Here is a 26,282-nt window from a genome sequence, read left to right on the forward strand (position 1 = left end):
AGGAGTCTTTGGTCCCCGATCCGTATGCCGGTGGCCACGCCGCCAGGCACGAGCAGACCACGTCGGCCCGGGCCGCACGTACAGCGGGTACACGCATCGACAACACGGTCGTCGAACGCGGAGCTCCCGGGCCGATGGTCCCACGGCCCGGGGACGCACGACCCTGCCCTGTCGTCCGGGAAAGCGCGACACTCGGATCATGGCTTCGGCCCTCCGGCAAGCGGCGGGTGGATCGACGCACTGTCCACCCTGATCGAGCCACCGATCTGACAAGCACCGACCGGTCCGGCACACGAGAAGATCCCGGCGCTCGCGAGGACCCTGGCAGAAACCGGCTGTCTCCGGAAACCGGCGGGCACGCGGGAGGAGAAGACATGTGGCGATGAGTGAGAGCCGCACGGACCGAGCCGAAGGACTGAGCACCGCGCAGGCAGCCGACCGCTTGTCGGCCGACGGGCCGAATGTACTGCCCCGGCGTCCACCCACCCGGCTGTGGCAGCGAGTACTGACCCAACTACGGGACCCACTGATCGTCGTTCTCCTGATCGCCGCGGCGCTGACCCTCGTCACCGGCGACTGGGCGGATATGGCCGTCATCTCGATGGTGGTGGTCGTGAACACCCTTGTCGGCGTTGTCCAGGAGGTTCGAGCCGACCATGCGATTTCGGCGCTCACGGAACTGACCGCCCCCGCGGCCAGAGTGGTGCGCGACGGGACACAACGCGAAATACCCGCCGCCGAGGTGGTTGTCGGCGATCTTCTCGTCCTCGGCGAAGGCGATATCCTGGCGGCGGACGCTTCGGCGGCCGAGTCGGAAGCACTCGCGGTCGACGAGTCGGCGGTGACCGGAGAATCGGTACCGGTGGACAAGAACACCACCACGGATGCGAGCTTGTCGGCAGGCACTGTCGTGGTGCGGGGGCGCGGCCGCGCCGTGGTCACCGCCGTCGGAACGGCGAGCGCGACCGGCCGGATCGCCTACCTGCTGGATCAGCGTCACGGCATGACACCGCTGCAACGCAGGCTGTCCGATATCGGGCGGATGCTGGCCGGGGTCGTCGTCGCTCTGTGCGTGCTTGTGCTCGTCCTGGGCCTGTTCCGGGGCCAGCCGATCGAGTTGATGGTGGTCACCGCGATCAGCCTCGCGGTCGCAGCCGTTCCCGAATCGCTGCCCGCGGTCGTCACGCTGAGCCTGGCACTGGGTGCGCGGCGGATGGCACTGCGGCGGGCACTCGTCCGGCACCTCCCCGCGGTCGAGACGCTGGGATCGGTGACGGTTCTGGCGACCGACAAGACCGGCACCCTCACCGAAGGAAAGATGGCGGCACGCCGGATATGGACACCCGAGGTGGAGGCATCCGTCACCGGCACCGACTACGCACCGACCGGTGCCGTCACTGTCGCAGGCCGGCCGCTGGGTCCTGCGGACCAGCCGGCCGTCACGGCCTTACTGGCCGCGGCTGCCCTGTGCAACGACGCCCGGCTGGCGCCCTCCACCGACGCCGAGGCGGGCGAGTGGACCGCACTGGGTGATCCGACCGAACTCGCATTGCTCTCCGCCGCCGCGAAACTCGGGCTCGACCTCGACGATCTGCGGATACGGACACCACGGGTGGCCGAGCAACCGTTCGACAGCGACCGCAAACGGATGTCGACGGCTCATCGGCAACCCGACGGCACCTACCTGATCGTCTGCAAGGGCGCACCCGAAGCGATGCTCACCACGACAGTCCTCGATGACGAATCGCCCGTGCGGACGCAAGCAGCCGAACAGGCAGAGCGGTGGGCCCAGGAGGGATTCCGAGTCCTGGCCGTAGCGCAAGCCGACCGGACAGGGCTGCCCCACCCCGGCGACCGGGAAATGGAGCAACACCTGCAACTGCTCGGCCTGATCGCGATCTACGACCCGCCCCGGACAGCGGCCACCGCCACCGTCTCGGCGTGCGGCAGGGCCGGCATCCGTCCGGTGCTCATCACCGGAGATCACGCGGGTACCGCCCGGGCGATCGCCACCCGCCTCGGCATCCTCCGCCCCGGCGAACCGGTGATCGACTGCCGGCGAGAAACCGGCGACCCGGATTCGGACAGCAGCTCCGTATTCGCCCGGACATCGCCCGGCCAGAAGCTGAGGATCATCGAATCTCTGCAGGAATCGGGTGAGGTCGTGGCCATGACCGGCGACGGGGTCAACGACGGTCCCGCGCTGCGGCGGGCCGATATCGGGATCGCGATGGGTGGCCGCGGTACCGAGGTGGCCCGACAGGCCGCCGACCTCGTGCTCGCGGACGACAATCTCGATACTGTCGTCGTCGCGGTGGAAGAGGGGCGGAGGGTCTATGACAACATCCGCCGGTTCCTCGTCTACGGTCTGGCCGGTGGTACGGCCGAGATCGCGTTCATGTTGCTCGGTCCGTTCTTCGGGCTCGGGCTCCCCCTGCTTCCCGCCCAGATTCTGTGGATCAATTTACTCACCCACGGCCTGCCCGGCGTAGCGCTGGGCGGCGAGCCCACCGAGCCGGACGCGATGAACCGGCGGCCGCGCCCGCCCACCGAGAGCATTCTGGGCGGCGGGCTGTGGCAGCGCGTTCTGCGCGTCGCCGTCGTCCTCACCGCGGTGACTCTCGGGGTCGCCGTCTGGGCCGCGGCCACCGGGCGGCCGTGGCAGAGCATGGCCTTTCTGGCTCTGGGGATGACCCAGCTCGGCGCGGCACTGGGTTCACGCACCCGGGCCCGTTCGCTCGACAACCCGCTGCTGCTCGTAGCTGTCGCCGGCGCGATGCTGCTGCAGTTGGCGGGCCTCTACGTCCCGTTCCTGCGCGAGCTTCTCGGCACCGAGCCACTGGCACTACCCGACCTGCTGATGGTGAGCGCGGTCTCGGTACTCGGCTATGTCGCGGTACGGCTGGACCGCTTCCTGCATCCACCACGTCGCCGGCCAGTGATGGCGACTTCGGGCTCTTCGGCGCTTATTCCTCGGGACGCAGATGCTCAGGAGCCAGGACCGGAACCAGGTAGATGCCGGTGACGAGAGCGGCGACCACACCGCGGAGGACCGAAGGACTGCTGCTGCGCTGCACGGTCGTTGCCATGTGTGGTCCCGGGTCGTTGCGAAATGGGCACGCCTTGCGGTCGGCAGTACCGAGCCTCCACAGGTACGAGTCCCGCTGTATGTCAGGGTGAGTTCTCGGCGATGCCGGTCACGGCGCGCCATTCCTTGTCCCACTGTGTGTTTCTGCGCCGGGACAACACCCATGAGACCGCGCACACCATGCACCACGCACCAGCGGCACCGAGCAGAAGAATCGTCAGCGCGCTCGTGACACCGGCAGTTGCCGCAGCACCGGAGTCTCGGGGCGGATCGACCCGAGTGCCGCGCCCGTCGATCCACAGCGTGATCCGGTCACCGGCCGAAGCCGAGGCGGCCACCGGCATCTGCGCTTCGCCACTGCGGCCGTCGGCTTTCCAGACAACTCGCGCTTCGCCGGTATCCACTCCGGTCGCCTCGGAAACGCTCGCGATTTCGGCCTCGACGGTCGACCTCGTCGCATGTTCGGTTCGTACAGCCGCGGCGGTATCGGTGTAGACGGTGGTGCCCAGCGCTCCCGCGATCGGGACCAGTAGCGCCACCGCCAGTACCGCGGCGATTCGGAGGGCCGTTTCGAAACGATCGTACGGGCGCATCAGTACGCTCGGGTTGCTCGGTCGCAGCGCCCAGGTCCGGGTGACTGCCGCCCACAGTTCGGGCGCATTCGCCACGGGCTCCATCGTCACGGCCGATGAGCGTATGCATCGCCTCGAGTCCGCATGGGTTCCCACGTCGAGACCGCCCAGATCACCACCACATTCAGCGCGATCAGCACAATCGACCACCACGGGTAGTACGGCAGCCACAGGAAGTTGGCGAGCATCGAGAGGGCCGCGAGTACGATCGCCCCGATCCGCGCCCATCGTGCACCGGTGAACAGAGTCGCACCCACCAGCACCATCACGACGCCCAAGACCAGGTGCAACCAGCCCCATACGGTGAAATCGAACTCGTACACGTAGTTCTGACCCTGCACGAAGATGTCGTCTGCAGCCACCGCCGACAAACCTTGGAAGAACTCGGCGATACCGACAGCGACCAGCACTATCGCAGCGCCGAACGAAGTCCCTCCGGCGATCCGCTGTTCTCTGGACCGGTTCTCGTACCCGGTCTCCACACTCTGGGCCATGGCTGTCCTTTCTCAGGAATGATCCGTAACACCGAGTGTTACGGAGGACACAGGCCACCGACCAGGGCATTTCGTCACCTCGCCGACGGCAACGGTCGGCGGTCCGCGTCGGCGCCCGATCAGGATCCAGGCCAGGTGCCCACCCGCCGGAGACGCGCCGGAACGTGCTCGGCCGCGAGCAGGCCGGTCGAGTGTCAACAGATTCGTGGCAATTGCTCGGACACGGGCAGATCCACTATTCGGGTACCACCGAGGCCGGTCCGGGCCACCACAACCCCTGGGTGTTCCGGTACGCATTTCCCGACTGCCACCGCATGTGCGCCGCGGGGATGCGACCTCATCGCCGCGAGTGCGCGCTCTGCCTCCTCGGGGGCCACGAACGCGACGAGCTTCCCTTCGTTGGCGACGTACAGCGGGTCCAGGCCGAGCAGGCCGCACGCATCGCGCACGGCCGCGGGGACGGGCAGCGCGTTCTCGTCCAGCCGCACACCCACATTCGCGGCGCGGGCTATCTCGTTCACCGTCGCCGCTACCCCACCGCGCGTCGGATCGCGCATCAAATGTACGTCGCAGGCGGCGAGCAGGGCCGCGGTCAGCCCGTGTAGCGGTGCGGTGTCACTGTGCACTGTCGTTCCGAATTCCAAACCCTCGCGGCAGCTCAGCACAGCGATCCCATGCACGCCGATATCACCGCTGACCAGGACGACATCACCGGGGCGAACCCGCTGCGGCCGGATATCCACGGTGGGAGCAAGCAACCCGAGGCCGGTGGTGTTGACGAAAATCCCGTCCCCGTGCCCGGCATCGACCACTTTCGTGTCCCCGGTGACCAGTTCCACCCCGGCAGCGCGTGCAGCGGTGCCCATGGCCTCCGCGACGCGAGCGATCTCCGCGAGCGCGGTGCCCTCTTCCAAGATGAACGCCGTGGACAGCACCAGGGGACGCGCCCCCGCCACGGCCAGGTCGTTGACTGTCCCGTTCACCGCGAGCTCACCGATGGTGCCGCCGGGGAACACGATCGGCTTCACGACGAACGAGTCCGTGGTGAACGCCAGCCTGGTGCCACCGATATCGACCACCGCGGAATCACCCAGCCCGTTCGCGGCGGCGGCACCGAACGCGGGCAGGAACAGGTGCTCGATCAACTCCCCCGTCATGGCTCCGCCGCTGCCGTGCCCCATGACGATGTTCGGTGCGTCCCGCAACGGAACCGGGCACACCCAGCCGTCGCCGTCGATGGTGACGGGAGCAGGTTGCTCGGCGTGTTCAGACATTGTCCGACCTCACGGGCCGGTCCAGCCTCCGGTACCGGTAGTAGGCCGCGCAGGCGCCTTCCGTGGACACCATCGTGGCGCCGAGGGGATGGCGAGGTGTGCATTCAGCGCCGAACGCGGCGCATTCCGTCGGCGTGATCAGGCCCTGCAATACCTCGCCCGATCGGCAGACCGGTGATTCCCGGGTTTCAGATGCCTCGACGGCGAAACGGTATTCGGCGTCGAAGTCGCGATAGCGTTCGGACAGCCGCCACCCGCTGTGCGGGATGACCCCGATTCCACGCCACGCCCGGTCGGTCACCTCGAAGACATCCGACAGCATCTGTTTCGCCGCCGGGTTACCGACCGCCGATACCGCCCGCGGATAGGCGTTCTCCATCTCGTGGCGCCCTTCCTCCAACTGGACGACCGTGCGCCGGATGCCCTCGAGCAGGTCGAGGGGTTCGAATCCGGTGACGACCATGGGAACCCGGTACCGCTGTGCCAGCGGGGGATATTCCATGGTGCCCATCACGGTGCAGACATGCCCGGCCAGCAGGAAGCCTTGTACCCGGCAGCGCGGCGATTCCATGATCGCGGCGATCGCCGGTGGCACCAGCACGTGGGAGATCAGCACCGAGAAATTGCCGATACCGAGCCGTTCGGCCTCGTATACGGTCATCGCGTTGGCCGGGGCGGTGGTCTCGAATCCGATTCCGAAGAAGACGACCTGCCGGTCCGGGTTGGCCCGGGCGAGTTCGAGAGCGTCCAGCGGCGAGTACACCACGCGCACGTCGCCACCTTCGCTCTTGACCCGGAACAGATCCCCGTCACTTCCCGGGACACGCAGCATGTCGCCGAACGAGCAGAAGATCACTCCCGGCCGGGCGGCGATATCGAGTGCCTTGTCGACAATCCCCATCGGCGTGACGCATACCGGACAGCCGGGCCCGTGGATCATCTCGATCTGGTCCGGGAGCAGCTGGTCGATGCCATGCCTGATGATCGAATGGGTCTGTCCGCCGCAGACTTCCATCAGCGCCCACCGCTGCGTCGCGGTGGCGCGGATCCGGTCGAGCAGGCACCGCGCGAGGGCGGGATCGCTGAATTCGTCCAGATATTTCACGATGCGCTCCCCGGTTGCTCATGGTGCGCCGCCGGCTCGGGATTCGGCAGGCGCGCCTGCCGGGCGGCGGTGGCGAAACCGTCGCCGAATTCCTCGCTCAGCATTCCGAGATGCTCGAATTCGGCCAGTGTCCGGCGGGCCGATTCCTCGTCCAAGCGCTGGATCGCGAACCCGACGTGCACGATCACGTAGTCGCCGGGCGCCACCTCCGGCGTGTACATCAGGCAGACGTTCTTGCGGACGCCGCCGAAATCCACGATCGCCATCGGTGTGCCGTCCTGCTCGTGCAGGCCGATGACTTTCCCGGGAATTGCCAGGCACATGATCTCGCTCCGTTCACTCAGCCCGCACCGGCCGCCAGCACTTGCCCGAGAGCCAGGCCCCCGTCGTTGGGTGGCAGCCGCTGCGGGCACAGGACCGTGAAACCTTGGTCGCGCAACAAGGTTCGGGTCGTGGACAGCAGCAGCGCATTCTGGAAGACCCCACCCGACAGGATCACGGTCCGCGCGATATCGGCGTAGTCGAGTGCCAGCTCGACGACAAGGCGCGCCACGGCCGCGTGGAACCGTGCGCCGATCACCCCGGCGTCCACCGCGCGGGCCGTGTCCTCGGCTACCGCGGCGATCACCGGAGCGGGATCTATTACGGCAGGGTCCGTGCCGCGCTCGACCGGGAATCGATAGCCCACCGTGCCGAGCGACGCACCACGGGCCGAGCCCTCGAGTTCGATCGCGGCCTGCGCCTCGTAGTCCACGACGTGCCGGACGTCCGCCAGAGAGGCCACCGCGTCGAACAACCGGCCCATACTCGAGGTCGCCACACAGCCCAGGCCGGTGCGGAGTTGATGCTCCAGCACACCACGTTCATCGGGTGGACAGGCGCGAACCGGTGCGAGGTGTTCCGGCCAGCCGAAGCCCGCGGCCCACAGGTGGGACAGTGCCATCCGGTACGGCCGGCGGACAGCGACGTCACCGCCGGGCAGCGGTACATACTTCAGGTGTGCCAGCCGCCGGTATCCCGGGTATCCGGCCGCGAGCACCTCCCCGCCCCAGATCGCGCCGTCCGGGCCCCAGCCGGTGCCGTCGAACGCGAAACCCAGTACGCGCTCGGCCGCGTCGAGGCCGTGTTCGCCCATGACCGCGGCGATATGAGCGTGATGGTGCTGCACGGTGCGCACCTCCCGCTCCCCGGCGTGCCGGCGGGCCCACCCGGCGGACCGGTACCGGGGGTGGGCGTCGGCGACCAGGCGGTCCGGCGACACCCGGGTCAGTCGCTCGAGGTGCCGTTCGGCGAGATCGAATGCGTGCAATGTGGCCAGATCGTCCATATCGCCGATGTGCTGGCTCAGCCACGCGGTCCGGCCGTCGGCGAAAGCGCAGGTGTTCTTCACGTCGCCGCCCACCGCCAGGGTCGGCGGCACCGGCATCGGTAGCGCCATCGGGACCGGTGCGTAACCGCGGGAGCGGCGCACCGGCAACTCCACCTCGTCCACGACACGCAGCACCGAGTCGTCACACGGCACGAGGATGCGGCGATCGTGTGACAACCGGGCGTCGGCCAGCCCGGTGAGACGAGTGGAGGCGTCCTCGTCGTCGTAGCAGATCGGTTCGCCGCCGCGGTTGCCCGACGTCATCACCAGCACGCGGGGGCCGGGAGGATCGCCCGGTAGCCCGAACAGCAATAGATGCACCGCGGTGTAGGGAAGCAGGACGCCCAGATCGGGGCTCCCGGGCGCCACCGAATCGGCGGGAACGAAATCCGGTGCGGCGCGCGCGCCGCCGGAGCTGTCGCGACGGGGCAAGAGCACGATGGGCCGCGCCGGGCCGGTCAGCAGCGCGGCGGCCGACGCGTCCACCCGCGCGATATGTTCCGCGGCTGCGAGGTCCGGGACCATCACCGCGAAAGGCTTGTCCCCACGACGTTTACGCCGCCGCAGCTCCGCCACGGCCGCCGGGTCCGCCGCGTCGCAGGCGAGGTGGTAGCCGCCGATCCCCTTCACGGCCAGGATCCCGCCGGCACGCAGCAGTGCGCGTGCGCGGGACAGTGGGTCGCCGGTGCCGGGTTCCGAACAGGCAAGTACCGGGCCGCAGCCGGGGCAGCAGATCGCCTGGGCGTGAAAGCGCCGATCGGCGGGGTCGGAATACTCGCGTACGCAGCTCCCGCAGAGCCCGAAATCCGCCATCGAGGTCCGCTCACGGTCGTAGGGCAGACTCGCCGTGATGGTGAAGCGCGGTCCGCAATCGGTGCAGTTGATGAACGGGTGGCGATAGCGCCGGTTACCCGGGTCGCGCAACTCGAGAGCACATGCGGCGCAGAGGGCGATGTCCGGAGGCACGGGTGTCCGCCCGCCCCCGGCCGGGGTGCTGCCCACGATCCGGAATCCGCTGATGTCCCGCACCGCCATATCGGTGCACTCCACCGAGTCGACTGTCGCCGCGGGCGGCGGCCGCCGCAGCCGGTCGGCGAATTCGTCGAGTGCCGCAGCAGCGCCCTCGATCTCGACCAGCACGCCCGCTTCGTCGTTGCCGACCTCGCCGGCGAGCGCGAGCTCGGTAGCGGTGGTGTAGACGAAGGGACGGAAGCCCACGCCTTGAACCACACCGCGGACCCGCAGGCGCCGGCGTCTGCGGTCGGAGATCACGCCGGACCCCCGCACCGCGGTGCGGTAGCGCCCGACGGCGAGATCACGCCGGCGCCGGACGTTGCCCGAGCAGCCAGTCGTACCATCGGTCCAGTCCCTCGCCGGTGGTCGCCGAGATCGGCAGGATATCCAGACCTCCGCCTACCGACCGGGCAGACGCGGCGAACATCGCGGAATCGAAATCGACGAACGGCAGCAGGTCGATCTTGTTCACCAGCACCAGTTCCGCGGCGGCGAACATATGGGGATACTTCAGCGGCTTATCGGCGCCCTCGGTCACCGAGACGATCACCACCTTGCCCTTTTCCCCCAGGTCGAACAGCGCGGGACAGACGAGATTGCCGACGTTCTCGATGAAAACCATCGCCCCGGGTTCCGGGTCGAGCGCCTCGAGCGCGCTTCTGGTCATCCGCGCGTCGAGATGGCAACCGGCGCCGGTGTTCACCTGCACCGCCCGCGCTCCCGCCGCGCGGATCCGCTCGGCGTCGAGTGCCGTCTCCTGGTCCCCTTCGATCACCGCGATCGGATAGCCGCCCAGATCACGGATCGTGCGTTCCAGCAGGCTGGTCTTTCCGGCTCCCGGCGAACTCGTCAGGTTCAACGCCAGAATGCCGTACCGGTCCAGCCATTTTCTGTTGTGACCGGCGATGTGGTCATTCGCGGCGAGCACCTTGCGTTCCAGTATCACCGTCTCGGTCGCACGCGGATCACCGCCCGCGCCGTGGTGGTGGTCATCGCCGCCGGAGTCGCCACGCTCATGAGTGAAGTCCAGTGCACCGCTACGACCGCTCGCGCTCACACCGGCTGTATGGTTCCCACATCCGCAGGTCGCGCACATTCCCGGCTCACCTCCATCGAACGTATTCGTAGTTCTCGCCCGGACCGTAGGTCGGCATCGGCGCTTCCACACGCGCACAGCAGCACCGGATCCGTGACGACGAATTCGGCGCCACACATTCGGCAGCGGGCCACACCCGCCGCCTCGACGATTTCCAGGCTCGCCCCCTGCGCCGGTGTGCCCTCGGTGGCCAGTTCGAAACAGAACCGCAACGCCTCCGGCAGCACCGTTGCGAGTGCCCCGATCTCCACCGTGACGTGATACACCGACCGCCCCGCTGCCTCGTCGCATACGGTGTCGACGATGCTCTGGGTTATCGCAAGTTCGTGCATCAACCGGTGCCCTTCGCCTCCGGCGGATCGCCGACGGCCCTGCGCCGCACCCACGCGATACCGGGGTCGACCCCCGAAACCTCCGGAGACGCGCACGCGGACAGGTCCGACCGCCTCATCCGGGAGTCGCGAGAGTCCACGCTGCGATACCTCCATAGGCCGGGTGCCGATTCCTGTGGTGTCACCTCTCCCCACTGTGGTCCCCGCGCAGTGTCACCGGCAGAGGCTAAGGTCACCGGTCGGCCGGAGAACGCGACCGCTCCAGTTCCTCGACCACCGCCGCGACTGTCCGCGGGACCGCGCTCGCCACGGCGCCGGACAGACCGATGCCGAGGTCCAGCCGGTCGGCGTCGACCGCGAAGACCACCAGTGCGTCCGGCAACGCGCCCAGTGCCCGCCCCAGTCGCACTGCCTCGGCGACACCGAAGGCATGCGAGCTGGTCGCCGACACCACGCCCTCCAACATCTCCGCTTCGACACGCTGGATCCGGCCGGGGTGAGCGACCGCGCGGGCGACAGCGTCCACGACGATCGCCACGTCCGCTCCACGCCACAGATCCAGCAGCTGAGTCGGTTCGCCCGGGCATGTCGCCACCTCGACCCCTGGCAGGTGGAGATCATCGATCGACGCGGCCACGGCGGGTCCCAGCCCGTCGTCGTGCCGAAAGCCGGTACCGACGCCCACAACCACCGCCCGCCACATGGTCAGCGGCCTGTCACGTCGAGCACGAGGAAATGCGCCGAGCACGATATGCACGGGTCGTAGTTGCGGATGATGCTTTCGCACAGTGCGGTCAGCGCGGTATCGGAAAGATGCAGGTTGTCTCCCACCACCCGGCGCAGGTCCGCTTCCATCACCGCCTGGTTCTGCGACGTGGGCGGCACGATGGTGGCGGCACGCACGATTCCCTCGGCGTCGAGCTCATAGCGGTGGTACAGCAGGCCGCGCGGGGCCTCGCTCACCCCGTGCCCGGTCCCGGGGTGCGGCTGCACCGGGACCGCGGCGCGAAGTGGTTGCGCATAGTCCGCAATGAGGGACAGCGCTTCGTCCAGGGCGTACACGACCTCCACCAGGCGCACCAGGATGCTGCGGAAAGGGTTACGGCAGCTGCCGTCCAGTCCGATCTCGGCGGCCAGGTCACGCGCGAGCGGGGACAGCTGAGCCGAGTTCAGCGTGTATCTGGCCAGCGGCCCGGTCAGGTACTGCCGGCCGTCGAGGGTGGCATGCAGCGCCGTGGAATGCCGCACCTGCCGCTCGCTGAGATGTTCGGCGAATCCGGCCGCGGGGAACGCCAGACCACCGCTGGTCCGCACCTCGCCGGTCTCGATGGCGTAGTGCGCCGGGTCGGTGACCGCGACGAGTTCGCAGCCGATATCGGCCACCGGGAAGTCGAACCTTGCCACCCGGCGGGCAACCTGCACCGCATCGTCGAGACCGCGCCGCAACTGCTCGGCCACTTCGGTGAAGGCGCGCGGCTCGGGTGTCGAGTAGAAGCCGCCGAGTTTGACGTTGACCGGGTGGATGGCTCGTCCTCCGATCAGTTCCAGCAGCGCATTGCCCGCCTTTTTCAGTGCCAGGCCCTGCTCGACGAGGGCACGCTCGGTGCGCGCGAGCGCCACCGCGTCCGGGAAGCCGAGGAAGTCGGGCAGGTGCAGCAGGAAAATATGCAGGCAGTGGCTGGCGATCCATTCGCCGCAATAGAGCAACCGCCGCAGTGCGCGCAGCGGCGGATCCAGCTCGGCCCCGCACACCTGCTCGAGCGCGTTGCACGCGCTGACCTGGTAGGCCACCGGGCAGATCCCGCAGATACGGGAGGTGATGTCCGGCGGTTCGGTGAACGCCCGGCCGCGCAGCAGCGCCTCGAAGAACCGGGGCGGTTCGTAGATCCGGAGCTCGGCAGATTCCACGACGCCTTCGTGCACGACGATATGCAGGGCGCCCTCGCCTTCCACGCGCGCCACGGAATCGACGGTGAGGGTTCTACGTTCCGCCGGCGCGGTGTCGCTCCGCGAATTCGGGTGCGGCGGCGGCGAAGGTGTGGAAGGCACGGTCGACCTCCTCGGCGGACATACCGTTGATCTGCAGTATCGGCAGCAGGGCGCCGATATTCGGCTCGGCCATCGGGCCGAAACAGCCGAAACAGCCGCGATGGTAGGCGGGGCACAGCGCGCCGCAGCCTGCCTGCGTCACCGGGCCGAGGCACGGAATCCCCTCGGCGACGGTGATGCACGTGGTCCCGCGGCGTTTGCATTCGGTGCACACACTGGTATTCGGGATATCCGGCGCGCGGCCGGCCAGGAATGCGCACAAGGTATCGAGCAGCTGCCGGCGGTCGATCGGGCAGCCGCGCAGCTCGAAATCGACCGGCACATGGTCCGATATCGGCGTCGAGGTGGACAGGGTCTCGATGTACTCGGGGCTCGCGTACACGATCGAGGTGAACTCCTCGATATCGGCGAAATTGCGGAGCGCCTGGATACCGCCGTGGGTCGCGCAGGCACCGATCGTCACCAGAATCCGGGACTGCTCCCGGATTTCGGCGACCCGCCGCAGTTCGTCGGGGGTGGTCACCGAGCCCTCGACGAGGGAGACGTCGTACGGACCGGGTTCCACCGTGCTCGACGCTTCGGTGAAATGCACTATCCGAATACGGCCCGCGAGGGTGAGCAGCTCGTCCTCGCAGTCCAGCAGCGTCAGCTGGCACCCGTCGCAGGAGGTGAACTTCCAGACGGCCAGTGTCGGTGACGTGCTCATGGGTCGCGTACCGCGAACACCATCGCTACCCTCCCGGTCCGGAATCACTCGCCGGCACCGGCACGCGCGGTATCCACCACCCGCACATCCCCGGCTCCGGGGATCGTGCGGATCATGGCGGTCACAACCCGCCGCTCTGCCTCATCAGCGCAGGCCCCGCGAACCGTGACTGTGCTGTCGGCCACCTCGACGTCCCACCCCCGGTGGCTGCCGGCGTAGTCGTCGAGCAGCGAGTACACCCGCGCTTCGATCACTCCCTCGTTCAGCGCGAACGCGCGGAGAAGATCACTGCGGGACACCATACCGACGAGAACACCGGCCGCCACCACCGGAAGCGACCGCCGATGATGATCGAGCGCTGCCTTCACCACCTCCGAAACCTCCGTCGTGGGCTCGACCACCTCCACTGGGGTCGACATCGCCACCTCCACCACCGACGATCCCTTCCTGGACTCGAGCGCGCCCATCGCATCGGCTTCCGAGACGATTCCGATCACCCGCTCCCGGTCGTCGACCACGGGCAGCGCGGCGAACCCGTGGGTTGTCAGCAACGACACCGCTTCCGAGACGGGCGTTTCCCGGCGAACCGACACCACGGGCCGGCTCATGACATCGCGTACACGCACAGGGACCTCCCTCTCCGCCGGACCAGGTCCGTACAGCCGTACCGCGCCTCCGAAGTGGCCGGCGCGTACTCCTCAGCCCCACCTTCGTCGGTTGCGCATGGTGCTGCTAGTGCGGAAGGTGCACCGCAGTGAGGACCAATGTCATCGGCCTACGGCGCCGGCGCGACAGCGTCGGCTGACACCCACCGCACGAAGGTGGACACCTATACCGCGGGCGGTCGGACTCGACGTCATAGTTCACGCACCCCCAGCAGCGGTTCCGCCACGGTGTAAGTGACGATCGGACCGTCCCGGCACAGCAGCAGCGGGCCCAGCTGGCAGTGTCCGCACCGCGCGACACCGCATTCCATGGTGCGCTCCAGCGACACCCGGATCCGGTCGCCCGGCACGTTCTTGCGCAGCAGCGCCTGGGCACAGAAACGCATCATCGGCTCCGGCCCGCACAGGAACCCGGTGGTCCGTGCCGGGTCCAGGCGCAGTTGCGTCAACGGTTCGGTGACGAAGCCGATCCGTCCCGTCCATTCCGGGCCCGGATGGTCGACGGTCCGATGGAGTTCGATCGAACCGTCACGCACCCAGCGATCCTGGTCATCCGCGAACAGGAGATCGGCGGGGGTACGCGCTCCGGAGATCACCACCACGCGGCGGTAGCGACCGCGATCGGCCAGCGCGGCGAGCACCAACGGCCGCAACGGAGCGAACCCGACTCCCCCGCCGACGACCACGAGATCTCCCCCGGCCGACGATTCCACGTCCCATCCGGTACCGAACGGCCCGCGCACACCGATCAATCCGCCCACTCCGGTGTTGCTCAATGCCCCGCTGACCGCACCGACCGTCCTGATCGTGTGTTCGAGGACGTCACCGCGGCCGGCCGGGTCGCCGCTGATCGAGATCGCGATCTCGCCGACGCCGAAGCTGTAGAGCATCATGAACTGCCCGGCCCGGAATCGGCCCGCCGCACGGCGCACCGGTGCCAGCGTCAGCGTCACGGTATCGCGGGTCTGCGCCGTCCGCCGGACCACCCGGTACGGGAGCATGGTGTCACTCGGTGCGGTGGCCTGCGCCTCGGCATCGGCTCTCATGGCGGCTCGTCCACGCTGGTATCGCGGAGCCCATTCGGGAAGGGGGACTCGGCAGGGTTGCGATAGAGGTCGACCAGCCGTGCGCGCGTGGCCTGCAACCGGACGAGCAGCGCCTCGAACAACGCCAGGATCAGTGCCCGGCCGAACCGCGGATCGTCTTCGCAGAGCCGGGTCAATGTGACGGAGTCGAATTCGACGGCGTCCACCGGCTCGAGGGTCAGCGCACCGAAATGCCAGCGATAGGGCGGCACCAGCCACGACCAGCCGAGTAGGTCGCCACTGTCCAGGGTCTGCAGGACGATATCGTCGCGGCCGTTCACTCGCGCATCCAATCTGATCCGGCCGCTGCGGATCAGCCAGCACCGGTCCGCCGGTTGCCCTTCCTGGATCACCCGGGACGCGGCAGGAAACGACACCTCACGCCCGGCCCGCGCCAGCGTGCCCAAGTCGTCGCTGTCGAGCGCCGCGAGACTCGCGAAACCGGACAGATCCTCAGCGGTCGGCATCGCCGGATTTCTCGTCGAGTTCGGCGAGACTGGCCACCTCGGCGGTCAGATCGATCCCGGCCGGGCACCAGGCGATACAACGTCCGCACCCGACGCAGCCCGAGCTGCCGAACTGATCGTGCCATGTCCCGAGTTTGTGACTGAGCCATTGCCGATAGCGACTCTCCCCCGTCCTGCGCACGCTACCGCCGTGCATATACGAGAAATCCAATTCGAAACACGACGACCACTTCTCCCAGCGCTCGGCGTGCTCGCCGGTGAGGTCGGTGACGTCCTCGGTGGTGGTACAGAAGCAGGTAGGACACACCATGGTGCAGTTACCGCAGGTGAGGCAGCGACTCGCGACATCCTGCCAGTGCGGCGACTCGCGTGAGTCGCGAACGAGCTGCGGAATATCGACGTCGGGCATCGCCCGGCCCATCCGGCCGGCCGCCGCGAACACCGCGTCGCGGGCCTGCGATACCTGTTCTGCGCCGGCGGGACGAGTGTTCAGTTCCGCGAGGACGTCCGCACCCTCCTCGCTACCGACCTCCACCAGAAAGCGGTGTTCCGCTCCGCCGACGCGCTCGGTGAGCGCGAGGTCATATCCTGTGCTGACCCCTGGCCCCGTGCCCATGGACGCACAGAAACACACACCGCCCGGCTCGGTGCAATTGACGGCAACGACGAACAGCTCTTTGTATCGCCCCGCGAAGCCCGTATCGGCATACTCGCCGCCACCCAGTACTCGCTGCAGAATTCCGATCGACGCCAGATCACAGCCACGCACACCGAGGAAGGCATAACGGTCCGTCGCCTCCTCGGCAGGTTCCTCGATCAGGTCGGGACCGACACTGCGCACCCTACGTCGCGGCGGATGAAGAAACTGTTTCCAGGAGCCGGGCCCGGCGGAGTGCGCGAAGACCGCCGGATCCTCGCGACGATGGAGCCGGTAATGCCCCGGCGCGGTCTCCACCCCCCAGCCGTCGGGTAATTGCGCACCCGAATCCAACTCGTCCAGCACGATCGCGCTGTCGCGGACCCGCGGGCCGATGACCCGGTAGCCGTGCCCACGCAGCACATCGACGAGCCGGTCGAGACCGTGACGGTCCATGACCGCACTGTCCTGGGGCATTGCCGGTTCCTCCATTCGGTGGTTCGGACCGCCCTATCCCGAGTGTGTCCCCGCAGCGAGCGGATCGCGAGGGGCGAAGGTCCCCAATAGGTCGTGCCGGCACCGAGAGAACCGACTGCATCGGTCGAGTAGCCGAGCGGACCCAGCCGCGGGATGCCACCCTGCAGCGGCAGTCGGTGCTGTCAGCCCCGATGGGCGGACCGTACGACGATCATCGGGACTTCCACCGTGTGCAGCAGTGTGTTGCTGGTCGAGCCGAGGACCATGCTGGAGAATCCACCGCGACCGTGGCTCCCCACGACCAGCAGCTGGGCGTCCTCGGATTCGTCGAGCAGGGAACGCACCGGCCGGTACACCGTCACCACCGGCCGTACCCGCACATCGGGATAGCGTTCCTGGTACTCGGCCAGGCTCCGGGTCAGTACCGCGCGGGCAGGTTCTTCCCACCCTTCGACCGAGATGCCCAGACTGCTGATATCGGTCCAGCCGTGCACCGCAACCAGCTCCACCTTCCTGCGGGCAGCTTCAGAGAATGCCAACGCTGTTGCGGGCCTGCTGTTCTCGCTGCCGTCGACACCTACCACCACCGGCTTGGTGACCGATATCGGATCCAACGCCGAAAGCGTGTGGACGACCGCCACCGGGCAGTGCGCGTGATGCGTGGCGGCGTAACTCACCGAACCGAGAACGCCACGCTGGAACGCACCCATCCCCCGGCTGCCCACCACCAGCATCTGCGTATGCACGGATCTCGCGATGAGAACCGGAGCGATGAGTTCGAAAGTCAGCTCGGTCGTGACCAGTGGTTCGGGGCCCGGGGATACCAGTCGTGCTGTCCGGACGGCTTCGGCCAGAATCTGCTCCCCCTCATACCCGAGCCGGCGCCGATCGGCCGGCGCGGGTGCCGTATCGGGATCGAAGCCTCCGGGTATGCCCATCGACGTGATGATATGGAGTGCGCAGCCGCGCAGGACAGCCTCGGCGGACGCCCACGCCACGGCTCGGTAGGCACTGGTCGAGCCGTCGGCGGCCGCCAGTATCGGCTGCCCTGCTGCTGTATTCGCGTTGTCGTCGCTCGGCATAGTAGGTCCTTCCGACCAGGCACACCGGAGCCCTTTCGTATGAGTCCCGCTGCATGCCAGGGTGAGTTCTGAGCGATCCTGGTGGCGGCGCGCCGGCCCCGCCTACCGCAACCGCGGCCGCCTGCCGGGTCCGCGCACGCACGACCTGTACGCCACTCGACGCCCTCCCGGTCACACTCCGGCGATATCCCGGCGATCGAAGATCGGCAACCCTGCCAGCAAAGCCAGAGCCCCGGCCAGCACCAGCCACCCGTATGCGGCGGGGAGTCCGGCTCCCAGCGGACCTCCTTCAATGGCCTGGTGGAACGGCGAGAACGAGCCCCAGGGGCCTACCGCGTCTACCAGTTTGCTCGCCACATACAGCACGTACGCGCCCACCGCGGCGACCGATGTGACACCCACGGCGACAACTCGCCTGCCAGTCGCCGCGCCGACCGCCAACGCAAGCCAGCCGAACTCGACACCGAGGAGAGCCATGGCCACCGCACCGATCAGCGCGGACCCGACCGAGACACCGAGCCCGAACACCGCCGAGAACGCGACAACCGCGCCGAAAAGCGCCGAACCGAGTACGAGCAGACCGGTGGCGAGCACCGCCGCCTGCTCCAGCACGAGCCGCACCGGCGTCACCCGGGTGACCAGCAGGACCTCCAATGTGCCCTGTTCCTCCTCGCCGGCAATCGCTTTGGCACCGCGGGAGATCGAGAAGACGAGAAACAGGAAGGGCAGCAGCATGCTGAACAGCTCCGCGTTGAGGAACCCGGTGCCGGTACCGAATTCGTCCAGCTCGAACAGCTCACGCAACGGTTCGGGATAGTTCTCCAGAAATTCCCGCATACCCGACATTCCCGAAATCGATGGCCACAGAGCGCATTCCAACAGCACGAGCACACCGATACCCACACTCCAGCCGACCAGTCCGCGGCGTTGATCACGCAGGCATTTCAGATACACGGTGTGCAGCACGACAGTCAGTCCTGTCCGTAGTAGCCGAGGAATATCTCCTCGAGATCTGGTTCGCGGCTCACGATGTCGATGACGTCGTAGCCGGCGATTGTCTTCAGCAGTTCCGCGGTCGAACCCTGCACTTCGACCTGTACCTGCTGCCCGCTCCGGTCGACCCGCCGGACTCCGGGAAGCCGGCGCAACTCGTCCGGGTCCGGCATCGCCACGGCGAACAACAGGTCGATACGGCGAATCGCTCGCCGGGTGAGTTCGGCGACGGAACGGACCTCGATAAGCCGCCCCTTGCGCAGCATCCCCACCGTATCGGCCACCGCTTCCACCTCCGACAACACATGCGAAGACAGGAAGACCGTGCGGCCGGCGTCACGGACCTCGCGCACCATGGCGAGGAATTCCCGTTGCACCAGTGGATCGAGGCCGGTGGTCGGCTCGTCCAGCACCAAAACGTCGGGCCGGGACATGAAGGCCTGCACGAGGCCGACCTTCTGCCGGTTGCCGTGCGACATCGCGCCGATCCGATGCTCCGGATCCAGGTCGAGCCGATCGACCAGGTCCCGGCGTACGGCCGGATCGACACCGCCGCGCAGGTGTGCGAGGTAGTCGAGATACTGTTCCGCGGTCAGATCGGGATAGGCGACGAACTGCCCCGGCAGATATCCGATATGACTTTGCGCTGCTTCCCGGTCCCGTACCGTGTCCGCGCCCCGGATGCGGGCACAACCGTCGGTCGGACGCATCAGCCCCGCCAAGATGCGGATGGTGGTGGTCTTGCCGGCACCGTTCGGCCCCACGTACCCGAAGACCACCCCGCTGGGTATCTGCAAGGTCACGTCGGACAGAGCCAGAACATCTCGATACGCCTTGGTCAGCCCCGTCAGCTCGATCCAGGAATCTCTTGCGACGTGGCATGTCCTCTCCGGCGAAGTATCCGCGGGACGCTGGTCGATCATCCGCTCCACCGTCGCCGGCCGTGTGATCGATCGTCACCCGACGGTCGTTCCTTGCCGGATGCGCGCCCGACCGGCGGGACGACCTCGGTTACCCGCCACCACTCGGCGCCTGAGGCGCACGGATCTTCCCAGCGGACGGCTGTGAACAGATCGTCGCGGCGGATTCCGGGAAGTACCTGATAGTCGATCGAATCAGGCAAGCTCACGAGCATCAGGATTCGCCAGAGGGCGCGGGCGTAGATCTCGGCCGAGGCGGGTCCGTCCCACTCGTAGAGCCCGCGGTACACACCGCGCTGATCGTGGGCGAGCCACAGTTTCGAGACCAGGCCCGGAAATCCGGCGAACAGCACCGTATTGAGCAGGCTCTCACGCCGGAAAAAGGCATGGCCGCGGCCGTGCACCGACCGCAACCGGAATTTCACCACGAGTACGCACGGCTCGAGCGCAGCGGGCCGGTCGACAACGGTCTCTCGGAACACATAGGCCCAGGTGGTATCCGCAAACCTTACTCGCAAACCGCGATGCCGGGTGGGCACATGGATTCGCCGGAGCGACAGTAGAACGATCGTCACCGAAAAGCACCGGGCGAACCCACGGGCGGCCCGGCCGATCGGCAAGGGCTCCCGCTCCAGGTTCCCGATATCCGGGTTCCCACCGGGGCAAGGCCGTCTCTCGTTCACGGAGTAGCCGGCGGGGCCGGAAGTTGGAGACCCGAGATCCGGTCGACGCGGATCCGGTTGACCTGGTCGTTGCGCTCGGCCACCCAGGGACGCCGCGGGAAATCCGTGACCGCGACGAGCTCCTCTACATTGGTGACCGCCTCGGCCGCGCCCACGGCCAGTACCGTCCAGCCACTGCGCGATCGCGGATCCACCTGATCGACTTCGAACGCCACGAATTGCCCCGCGACCGAGCTACCACATCCTCCCGGCACGGTCCATATCACAATGTCGCCTCTACGCACCGAGAAATTGACCAGCCGGATCACTGGCACGTCGCCTTCGATATAACCGATCCGGCCGACCGGAACCGACCGCAGCCGAGACCAGCAATCCGCTTCCGTCAGCGCCGACAACACCTTCGGCTGTGGCATGGTGTTCGCCGCCTTCCACGCGATCCCTACCGGTGCACGAACTGGGCGTCGGCCCCGAAGTCGAAGCACAGCTCGTATCTCACCATTCAGCACCCTGCTGCGAAACAAGAGAGTCGAAAGTCCTCCCGAGCAGCCCATCGGCCACCTCTGAGCCGAACCTGCAGCGCGGCGGCCGAAACACCGCAGCCCAGTGTCAATGGCCAGTGGGTTGTCCCGCGGGCGGCCGGTAATCGTCCCCGCTGACAGCGCAAGGTCCCCGATGTCGAGCGCGTCCCGTTCCCCGCTACCCGGTGGTCGCCATACAAAGGGCCAGCGTGCTGACCATATCCGCGCGCCGGGGTCCAGAAAAGGCCCTTCAGGCGGCACAGTAACAGCACACTCGTCGTGCCGGGGTCCGGGCGCCGCGATACCGACAGGGCCGTACGACGGCAGTCCCAGGCACCGGATCTGAATGCGAGCGCCATCTGTGATTTATCTCTGATTTCAGAGATTTTTAACCCATTTACAGTGACAGACGTCATATCCGGATTTAGTGTTCACACATGGAAGTACGTGAACTGGAGTGGTTCCTCACGCTGACTAGTACTGCGAACGTGACGAACGCGGCCGCAGAGCTGCACATCAGTCAGCCGACGCTCTCCCGGGCTCTCGGGCGGATCGAGCGACGTCTCGGCGTACAGCTCTTCGACCGGCACCAGAACCGGCTGCACCTGAACAAGTACGGCGAGATCTTCCAGGCTCACGTCGAGCGGGCGGTCAAAGAGCTTGCGCAGGGCGAAGAGCGGATCAAGACGCTGATCGATCCCGAGCGCGGCGTGGTCTCGCTCGGATTCCTGCACTCCTTCGGCGGCTGGCTGATCCCGTCGTTGATGGACCGCTATCGCGCCGACTCCCCCGGTATCACCTTCGAGCTCGAGGGCGGTCCCGCCGACTCCATCGTCGAGGCCGTACGCACCGGCCGGCTCGATATCGGGTTCGTGGCGCCCGAACCTGCCGCCGACGACCTGGTGTGGATCCCGCTGGGGCGGGAGCACCTGTGTCTGGAGGTGCCCGACGGTGACGAATGGGAGGGGCGCGAGGAGGTCACGATCGCGGAGATAGCGCAGCGGCCGATGCTCGCCCTCGGCCCCCACTACGGATTGCGGCACGTCGTCGACCAGCTCTTCCGCACGGCAGGGTCGACGCCGCAGATCACGATCGAGGCCACCGAACTCTCCACCCTCCGGGCCCTGGTGCGGCATGGCTCGGGCATCGCGATCGTACCCGTGCCGCCCGGCGATCTCGTCTCCTCGACGACCATGATCCCGATCAGCGACGCCGACGCCTTCCGGCACTACGGCGCGATCACCCGGCGGCACGGGCCCACGGGAGCAGCGGCGCGCGCGTTCCTCCGGTTCAGCGCCGGCGCATCTGATCCGGCACTACGGCGACGGGACACACCAGCCGGCCTGGCGCCACTGCACCGCCAGGCCGGCTGACCGGCTCGCAGGACTCGATCCGTCAGCCGATCGGACCCCAGAAGGTCTCCCCCGCGTAGGTGTCGGAGAGCGGCTCGAGCGTTTCGGGCCAGACACCCCTGGTGACTTGACGGCGCTGGTCGGCGGGGCGTACGGCACCGTCCCAGCCGACCTGCTCCATGTAGTAGTAGAGCGCTACCACGTGCCCGGCCGGATCGACGGCATGGACGACATAGTCGACACCGGCGTGGATCTCAGGGGGCAGGTCGAGGAGTTCGACGCCCTCGGCCTCCAGGAACTCCTTCGCAGCACGCAGCTGGCTATAGGAGCCGACCTGGATGCCGAAGGACAGCAGCGTGCTCTCCCCGCTCAGACCGAGTACGTCGCGGAGCGCGAGCGGAAAGAGTGCGACGCTGTGATGTTCGGTGTTGGCGCGCAGGAACACCACACGATGGCCCTCGACCTCGCTTTCCTCGCTGATGGTGAGACCGAGGGTGTCGGTGTAGAACCGGACCGATTCGTCCAGGTCCTCCACGAAGAGGCTGACCGGCCCCAGGCGTACCGGGGCGAATGGGCGACCGAGGAGCACTCCGCCGACGTCGTACGCCTTCTCCGACTCGTCGATCCAGCGGTGGCCGGAGTCGAGATCGATCTCCTTTGCGACAGCTGCGAGAATCTCGCCGGCCTCCGAGGACGTCGGCAGCTCAGGGTGCTCCTGGACCCATGGCCACATCGCCACCGGCTTACTGAGGCCGTTCCAGCCGACCTGCTCGATTCCGTACTCCAACTCGTTGGTGTGTCCGCTGGGGTCGGGGAAGTAGGTGTGCCAGTTGGAGCCCGGATCGCGGCCGTAGCGGTCGATCTTGTTCCCCTGTCCCTCCAGCCACAGTCTGGCCTCGACGACCTCACGCAGAGTGGAGACCTGCCAGGTGATCTGGTTGACCGTGATATCACCGCGGGCCGGGGGCTCGAGGTGCTCGCTCCACGGTCGCGGCATCAGCACCAGGGTGTGGTGGTCGCTGTTGTGGCGCAGCATGTAGATCTTGGTGTCCGGTAGGCCGTCGTGCCAGGGGCCGGGGTCGGTCACCGCAGTGTCGACGACCTCCGAGACCTTGAACCCGAGCAGGTCGCGGTAGAACCGCAGCGCCGCGCCGGTGTCATGCACCGAGAGGCCGAAGTGGTTCAGCCGCCGGATCTTGAAAGGACGTTCGTAGGCGATGCCACCCACGTCGTAGAGCTTCTTCTCGCTCACAGTTCTCAGCCCGCCTTCACGATCCGATTGGTCAGGCTGCCCAGAAGCGGCGAGGAGACCTCGACCACGTCCCCCGGGCGCAGGAACTTCGAGTCGTCGGGGAAGGTGCCGTCATCGAGTCGCTGAGAGGAGTCCACGGCGGTGCCCTTCGGCGTGCCCGACAGGATCATGTCACCTGGGTAGAGCGTGAGGTCGCGGGAGAGCCATGCGCCCAGGGCGTAGAAATCGTTGATCATCTGGTCGGTGTTGCCGTCCTGGCGCGTCACGCCGTTGACTTTGCAGGTAAGCGCGATGGCGTGCGGGTCAACAGAATCGTCGACCACGATCCACGGGCCGAGGCCGGTGCCGGTGTCGAAGTTCTTCGAGTACTGGAAGTCGGGCCCGAAGGACACGTTGTCCCGCACCGACCAGTCGTTGGCCAGCGTGTATCCCCAGATGTAGCTCTGGACGTCCGCGGCGGTGATGTCGCGGCCCTTTTTCCCGATGATCACGGCGATCTCGGCCTCGTAGTCGAGAAGGCTTGTCCGGGCCGGGTAACGCACCTCGTCACCGTCGGTCGAGGTGCACCGAGCATCCTTGATGAAGTATTTCGGCCCGCCCGCTTGGAGTTTGGCGATGGTCGCTTTGGCGCTCTCGTCGCCGGTGTTGGCGGCCGCTGCCTGCATGTGGTCGGCAAAGTTCGCCAGCGCCGCGAAGACCCGCGACGGGCCTTCGATCGGGGCGTGCAGCTCGACCTCGTCGAGGTCGAAGACGAGTTGCTCGCCATGGATGCCGATTGCGTTCTCGGCCTGACCGGTGAGGTGGTCCACCGCGGCCCGGGCGCCGGCGATCGCCCGGTCACCCTCCTCGATGAATGCGTTGAGGTACGCCGGGACTGCCGCCGCGGCATATTCGGTGGCACGGACGGTTTCGGTGGTCTCGGCGAGGAATTTGGCGTATGCCCCGTTGGCGTCGATGATCGAGCTCTCGTGGGCGATGCCGACTCGGCGCGCGGGGCCGAAGACTGCGATCTTCATGAATCTCTCCTTGGTGGATCTGATGGCTTCGTGGGGTCGATGCCGACCTCGTCGAGGAGGCGGCCGCCGGTCGGCGTGAGGCTGTATATAGCGAGCCGGGTGATCTTTCCGTCGACGACGGTGAAGAAGTCGGCCAGCGGCACGGTGTTCCCACCGGTGAGCAGGTCGATCTCGACAGCGACCTTGGTGCCGTCGACGACGAGCCGGCGTGGCCTCGGCTGCATCACACCGGGCCCGAGACCGTTCTCGTACATTCGCTTGATCGCTGCTGCCCCGTGCAGGGTGCCGGCCGCGTTGTGCAGTACGGCTTCCTCTGCAAACAAGCCGGCGACGGCCTCGGGATTACCCGCGGCGACGCACGCGAAGTAGGCCTTGACCACATCGGCGGGGTTGCTCGACACGGGTGCCGGTGCTGCTGGCTCTGCTGGTTTGCCGGCGCCCGATGCGGCGGCGCCTGCTCTTCAAACCGGGTCGAGATACTTGGCGGAGGCATAGATCGACTTGTATTGCAAGTAGGCGTCCAGGCCCACCTCGCCGCCGAGCTCGCGGCCCAGGCCGGACTCCTTGTAGCCGCCGTAGGGGGCGCCGATGTCGAGCAGATAGTAGTTCAGCCCGACCGTGCCCGCGCGGATCCGGCGAGCCACTCTCAGCGCGTGGTCCTCGTCCTCGCTGTAGACGACGCCCGCGAGTCCGAAGCTGGTGTCGTTGGCCAGGTCGATCGCCTGGGCCTCGTTGTCGAACGGGATCACCGCGATGACCGGTCCGAAAACCTCCTCGCGGGCGAGTTTGTCGGCGTTGTCGACGTCGGCGAAGACGGTCGGCTCTACGAAGAAGCCGCGCCGGTCCAGGCCCTTGGGCCGCCCGCCACCGGCGACCAGGCGCGCCGTGGACTTCTTGGCTGCGTCGATGTAGGCCAGTACGCGCTCGAGCTGGTTGGCTGAAGCCATCGGGCCGAGCGTGACCGCCGGATCCAGGGGATTGCCGATGGTGAAGTGCGATGTCGCGTACTCGGCCAGCGCTTCGACCACCTCGGCGTAGCGGCTGCGAGCGACCAGGATCCGCGACTGGGTTGTGCAGGTCTGGCTGTTGTTCAGGAACGAGGCACCGTCCAGCGCACCCAGTAGGGTGCTGACCGCACCGTCTTCGAGGAAGAGGCCGGGCGACTTGCCGCCCAGCTCCAAGGTCACCGGTCGGATCAACCGACCGGCCTCGGCCCCGATCTGGCGGCCTGCCTCGGTCGAGCCCGTGAACGCGATCTTGTCCACGCCCGGGTGCGAAACCAGCGCGGCACCGGCGTCGCGGTCACCGACCACGATGTTGAGCACACCCTCGGGCAATCCTGCCTCGATGGCCGCGTCGGCGAAGACGTATGCATCCAGCGAGGTCTCTGGGGACGGTTTGAGGACCACGGTGTTTCCGGCGGCCAGGGCGGGTGCGAGCTTGAATGCGGCCAGGGCCTGCGGGAAATTCCAGGGAATGATTGCGGCGATCACGCCCAATGGCTCTCGACGCACGATGGTCGAGCCGGCTTGGCTCGGCTGAGGGCGTTCGAAGTCGAGGCCTTCGACGATGTCTGCGTACATCCGGAAGAGCACCGCAGGCAGGCCGCTGTTGACCTGCTGGGAGAATCCGATCGGCATCCCGTTTTCGCGAGTGACGAGCTCGGCTGTGCCGACGCCACGCTGCTCCAGGGCGTCGGCCATCCGGCGCAGGACCGCCGCCCGCTCAGCGGCTGTGGTCCTCCCCCAGGAGCCGTGGTCGAAGGCACGACGCGCAGCGCGAACGGCCTTGTCGATGTCGGCCTCGACGCCCAAGTGCGCCGTGCCGATCACCTCGCCAGTGGCCGCCTCGGTCTGCTCATGCACCTTCTCGGCGCTCGGCGCGACCCAGTCGCCGCCGATGAAGAATCTGGGTCGGTCCAGGCTGGGCCGCTCGACAGTGAGGGACATCGTCGTTCTCCTGATTTCGTAAGGTGC

At 67.4% G+C, this 26,282-nt stretch carries 26 protein-coding genes; 2 read left to right on the forward strand and 24 right to left on the reverse strand.

All coding sequences use genetic code 11. The features are described from left to right. Positions 1-382: 382 nt before the first annotated feature. On the forward strand, positions 383-3,025 hold the full coding sequence (locus ACIA75_RS27510) for a cation-translocating P-type ATPase (protein ID WP_397108932.1): 2,643 nt from the start codon (positions 383-385) through the stop codon (positions 3,023-3,025). A 146-nt stretch (positions 3,026-3,171) separates the two neighbouring features. Here ACIA75_RS27510 and ACIA75_RS27515 read toward each other — a convergent pair whose 3' ends face one another. From ACIA75_RS27515 to ACIA75_RS27610, 20 genes are all read right to left on the reverse strand, one after another. Continuing rightward, positions 3,172-3,771, reverse strand: coding sequence for a hypothetical protein (locus tag ACIA75_RS27515; RefSeq protein WP_397108934.1), 600 nt, complete (start codon positions 3,769-3,771; stop codon positions 3,172-3,174). Further along, positions 3,768-4,214 (reverse strand): hypothetical protein, encoded by a 447-nt coding sequence (locus ACIA75_RS27520; protein WP_397108936.1) that lies wholly within the window; start codon positions 4,212-4,214, stop codon positions 3,768-3,770. Before ACIA75_RS27520 ends, ACIA75_RS27515 begins: the two co-directional genes overlap by 4 nt. Before the next feature lie 194 nt (positions 4,215-4,408). Continuing rightward, entirely contained in the window at positions 4,409-5,488 is a 1,080-nt protein-coding gene (hypE, locus tag ACIA75_RS27525) for a hydrogenase expression/formation protein HypE (RefSeq protein WP_397108938.1), read from the reverse strand. Further along, a complete protein-coding gene (gene hypD, locus ACIA75_RS27530) occupies positions 5,481-6,593 on the reverse strand; it encodes a hydrogenase formation protein HypD (RefSeq protein WP_397108941.1) in 1,113 nt (370 codons plus the stop codon). Before hypD ends, hypE begins: the two co-directional genes overlap by 8 nt. After that, entirely contained in the window at positions 6,590-6,916 is a 327-nt protein-coding gene (locus ACIA75_RS27535; RefSeq protein WP_397108943.1) for a HypC/HybG/HupF family hydrogenase formation chaperone, read from the reverse strand. Before ACIA75_RS27535 ends, hypD begins: the two co-directional genes overlap by 4 nt. A 17-nt stretch (positions 6,917-6,933) precedes the next feature. After that, complete coding sequence (gene hypF / locus ACIA75_RS27540) at positions 6,934-9,231, reverse strand: carbamoyltransferase HypF (RefSeq protein WP_397109128.1); 2,298 nt, start codon at positions 9,229-9,231, stop codon at positions 6,934-6,936. Positions 9,232-9,277: 46 nt separating this feature from the next. Next, positions 9,278-10,072, reverse strand: a complete 795-nt coding sequence (gene hypB, locus ACIA75_RS27545) for a hydrogenase nickel incorporation protein HypB (RefSeq protein WP_397108945.1) — start codon at positions 10,070-10,072, stop codon at positions 9,278-9,280. After that, a complete protein-coding gene (locus ACIA75_RS27550; protein ID WP_397108947.1) occupies positions 10,030-10,404 on the reverse strand; it encodes a hydrogenase maturation nickel metallochaperone HypA in 375 nt (124 codons plus the stop codon). Before ACIA75_RS27550 ends, hypB begins: the two co-directional genes overlap by 43 nt. A 232-nt stretch (positions 10,405-10,636) precedes the next feature. Next, on the reverse strand, positions 10,637-11,095 hold the full coding sequence (locus ACIA75_RS27555) for a hydrogenase maturation protease (RefSeq protein ID WP_397108949.1): 459 nt from the start codon (positions 11,093-11,095) through the stop codon (positions 10,637-10,639). 14 nt (positions 11,096-11,109) lie between these two features. Then, positions 11,110-12,366 (reverse strand): Ni/Fe hydrogenase subunit alpha, encoded by a 1,257-nt coding sequence (locus tag ACIA75_RS27560; protein WP_397108952.1) that lies wholly within the window; start codon positions 12,364-12,366, stop codon positions 11,110-11,112. Between the two features lie 19 nt (positions 12,367-12,385). Further along, positions 12,386-13,159: an oxidoreductase gene (locus ACIA75_RS27565; protein ID WP_397108954.1), complete on the reverse strand. Its 774-nt coding sequence runs from the start codon at positions 13,157-13,159 to the stop codon at positions 12,386-12,388. A gap of 44 nt (positions 13,160-13,203) precedes the next feature. After that, a complete protein-coding gene (locus ACIA75_RS27570; RefSeq protein ID WP_397108956.1) occupies positions 13,204-13,785 on the reverse strand; it encodes an HPP family protein in 582 nt (193 codons plus the stop codon). 230 nt (positions 13,786-14,015) lie between these two features. After that, the gene (locus tag ACIA75_RS27575; RefSeq protein ID WP_397108958.1) at positions 14,016-14,870 is read right to left on the reverse strand and encodes an FAD/NAD(P)-binding protein; all 855 of its coding nucleotides are present in this window, start codon (positions 14,868-14,870) and stop codon (positions 14,016-14,018) included. Then, the gene (locus ACIA75_RS27580) at positions 14,867-15,376 is read right to left on the reverse strand and encodes a Crp/Fnr family transcriptional regulator (RefSeq protein WP_397108960.1); all 510 of its coding nucleotides are present in this window, start codon (positions 15,374-15,376) and stop codon (positions 14,867-14,869) included. Before ACIA75_RS27580 ends, ACIA75_RS27575 begins: the two co-directional genes overlap by 4 nt. Then, positions 15,363-16,490, reverse strand: a complete 1,128-nt coding sequence (locus ACIA75_RS27585; RefSeq protein ID WP_397108962.1) for a 4Fe-4S dicluster domain-containing protein — start codon at positions 16,488-16,490, stop codon at positions 15,363-15,365. Before ACIA75_RS27585 ends, ACIA75_RS27580 begins: the two co-directional genes overlap by 14 nt. Positions 16,491-16,672: 182 nt before the next feature. Then, positions 16,673-17,572, reverse strand: coding sequence for a universal stress protein (locus tag ACIA75_RS27590; RefSeq protein WP_397108964.1), 900 nt, complete (start codon positions 17,570-17,572; stop codon positions 16,673-16,675). A gap of 171 nt (positions 17,573-17,743) precedes the next feature. Next, complete coding sequence (locus ACIA75_RS27595) at positions 17,744-18,538, reverse strand: ABC transporter permease (protein ID WP_397108967.1); 795 nt, start codon at positions 18,536-18,538, stop codon at positions 17,744-17,746. A gap of 5 nt (positions 18,539-18,543) precedes the next feature. Next, positions 18,544-19,488: an ATP-binding cassette domain-containing protein gene (locus ACIA75_RS27600; protein WP_397108969.1), complete on the reverse strand. Its 945-nt coding sequence runs from the start codon at positions 19,486-19,488 to the stop codon at positions 18,544-18,546. After that, on the reverse strand, positions 19,485-20,060 hold the full coding sequence (locus tag ACIA75_RS27605; protein ID WP_397108971.1) for a hypothetical protein: 576 nt from the start codon (positions 20,058-20,060) through the stop codon (positions 19,485-19,487). The genes ACIA75_RS27600 and ACIA75_RS27605 overlap by 4 nt, the downstream gene beginning before the upstream one ends. 104 nt (positions 20,061-20,164) lie before the next feature. Beyond that, positions 20,165-20,581, reverse strand: a complete 417-nt coding sequence (locus ACIA75_RS27610; RefSeq protein ID WP_397108973.1) for a pyridoxamine 5'-phosphate oxidase family protein — start codon at positions 20,579-20,581, stop codon at positions 20,165-20,167. A 542-nt stretch (positions 20,582-21,123) separates the two neighbouring features. Here ACIA75_RS27610 and ACIA75_RS27615 point away from each other — a divergent pair. Then, positions 21,124-22,059 carry a LysR family transcriptional regulator gene (locus ACIA75_RS27615; protein WP_397108975.1) on the forward strand — a complete coding sequence of 312 codons (936 nt, stop codon included), beginning with the start codon at positions 21,124-21,126 and terminating at the stop codon, positions 22,057-22,059. Between the two features lie 22 nt (positions 22,060-22,081). On the opposite strand, the gene ACIA75_RS27620 is transcribed toward ACIA75_RS27615, so the two are convergent. From ACIA75_RS27620 to ACIA75_RS27635, 4 genes are read right to left on the reverse strand one after another with little or no spacing between them, the layout of a single operon-like run. After that, positions 22,082-23,290 carry a VOC family protein gene (locus ACIA75_RS27620; RefSeq protein WP_397108977.1) on the reverse strand — a complete coding sequence of 403 codons (1,209 nt, stop codon included), beginning with the start codon at positions 23,288-23,290 and terminating at the stop codon, positions 22,082-22,084. Positions 23,291-23,295: 5 nt separating this feature from the next. Next, complete coding sequence (locus ACIA75_RS27625; RefSeq protein WP_397108979.1) at positions 23,296-24,306, reverse strand: fumarylacetoacetate hydrolase family protein; 1,011 nt, start codon at positions 24,304-24,306, stop codon at positions 23,296-23,298. After that, positions 24,303-24,707, reverse strand: a complete 405-nt coding sequence (locus ACIA75_RS27630) for a nuclear transport factor 2 family protein (protein ID WP_397108981.1) — start codon at positions 24,705-24,707, stop codon at positions 24,303-24,305. Before ACIA75_RS27630 ends, ACIA75_RS27625 begins: the two co-directional genes overlap by 4 nt. A gap of 60 nt (positions 24,708-24,767) precedes the next feature. Further along, entirely contained in the window at positions 24,768-26,255 is a 1,488-nt protein-coding gene (locus ACIA75_RS27635; protein WP_397108983.1) for an aldehyde dehydrogenase, read from the reverse strand. Positions 26,256-26,282 lie beyond the last annotated feature (27 nt).

It is taken from the genome of Nocardia sp. NPDC051750, from assembly GCF_044453135.1.
Classification (GTDB): domain Bacteria; phylum Actinomycetota; class Actinomycetes; order Mycobacteriales; family Mycobacteriaceae; genus Nocardia.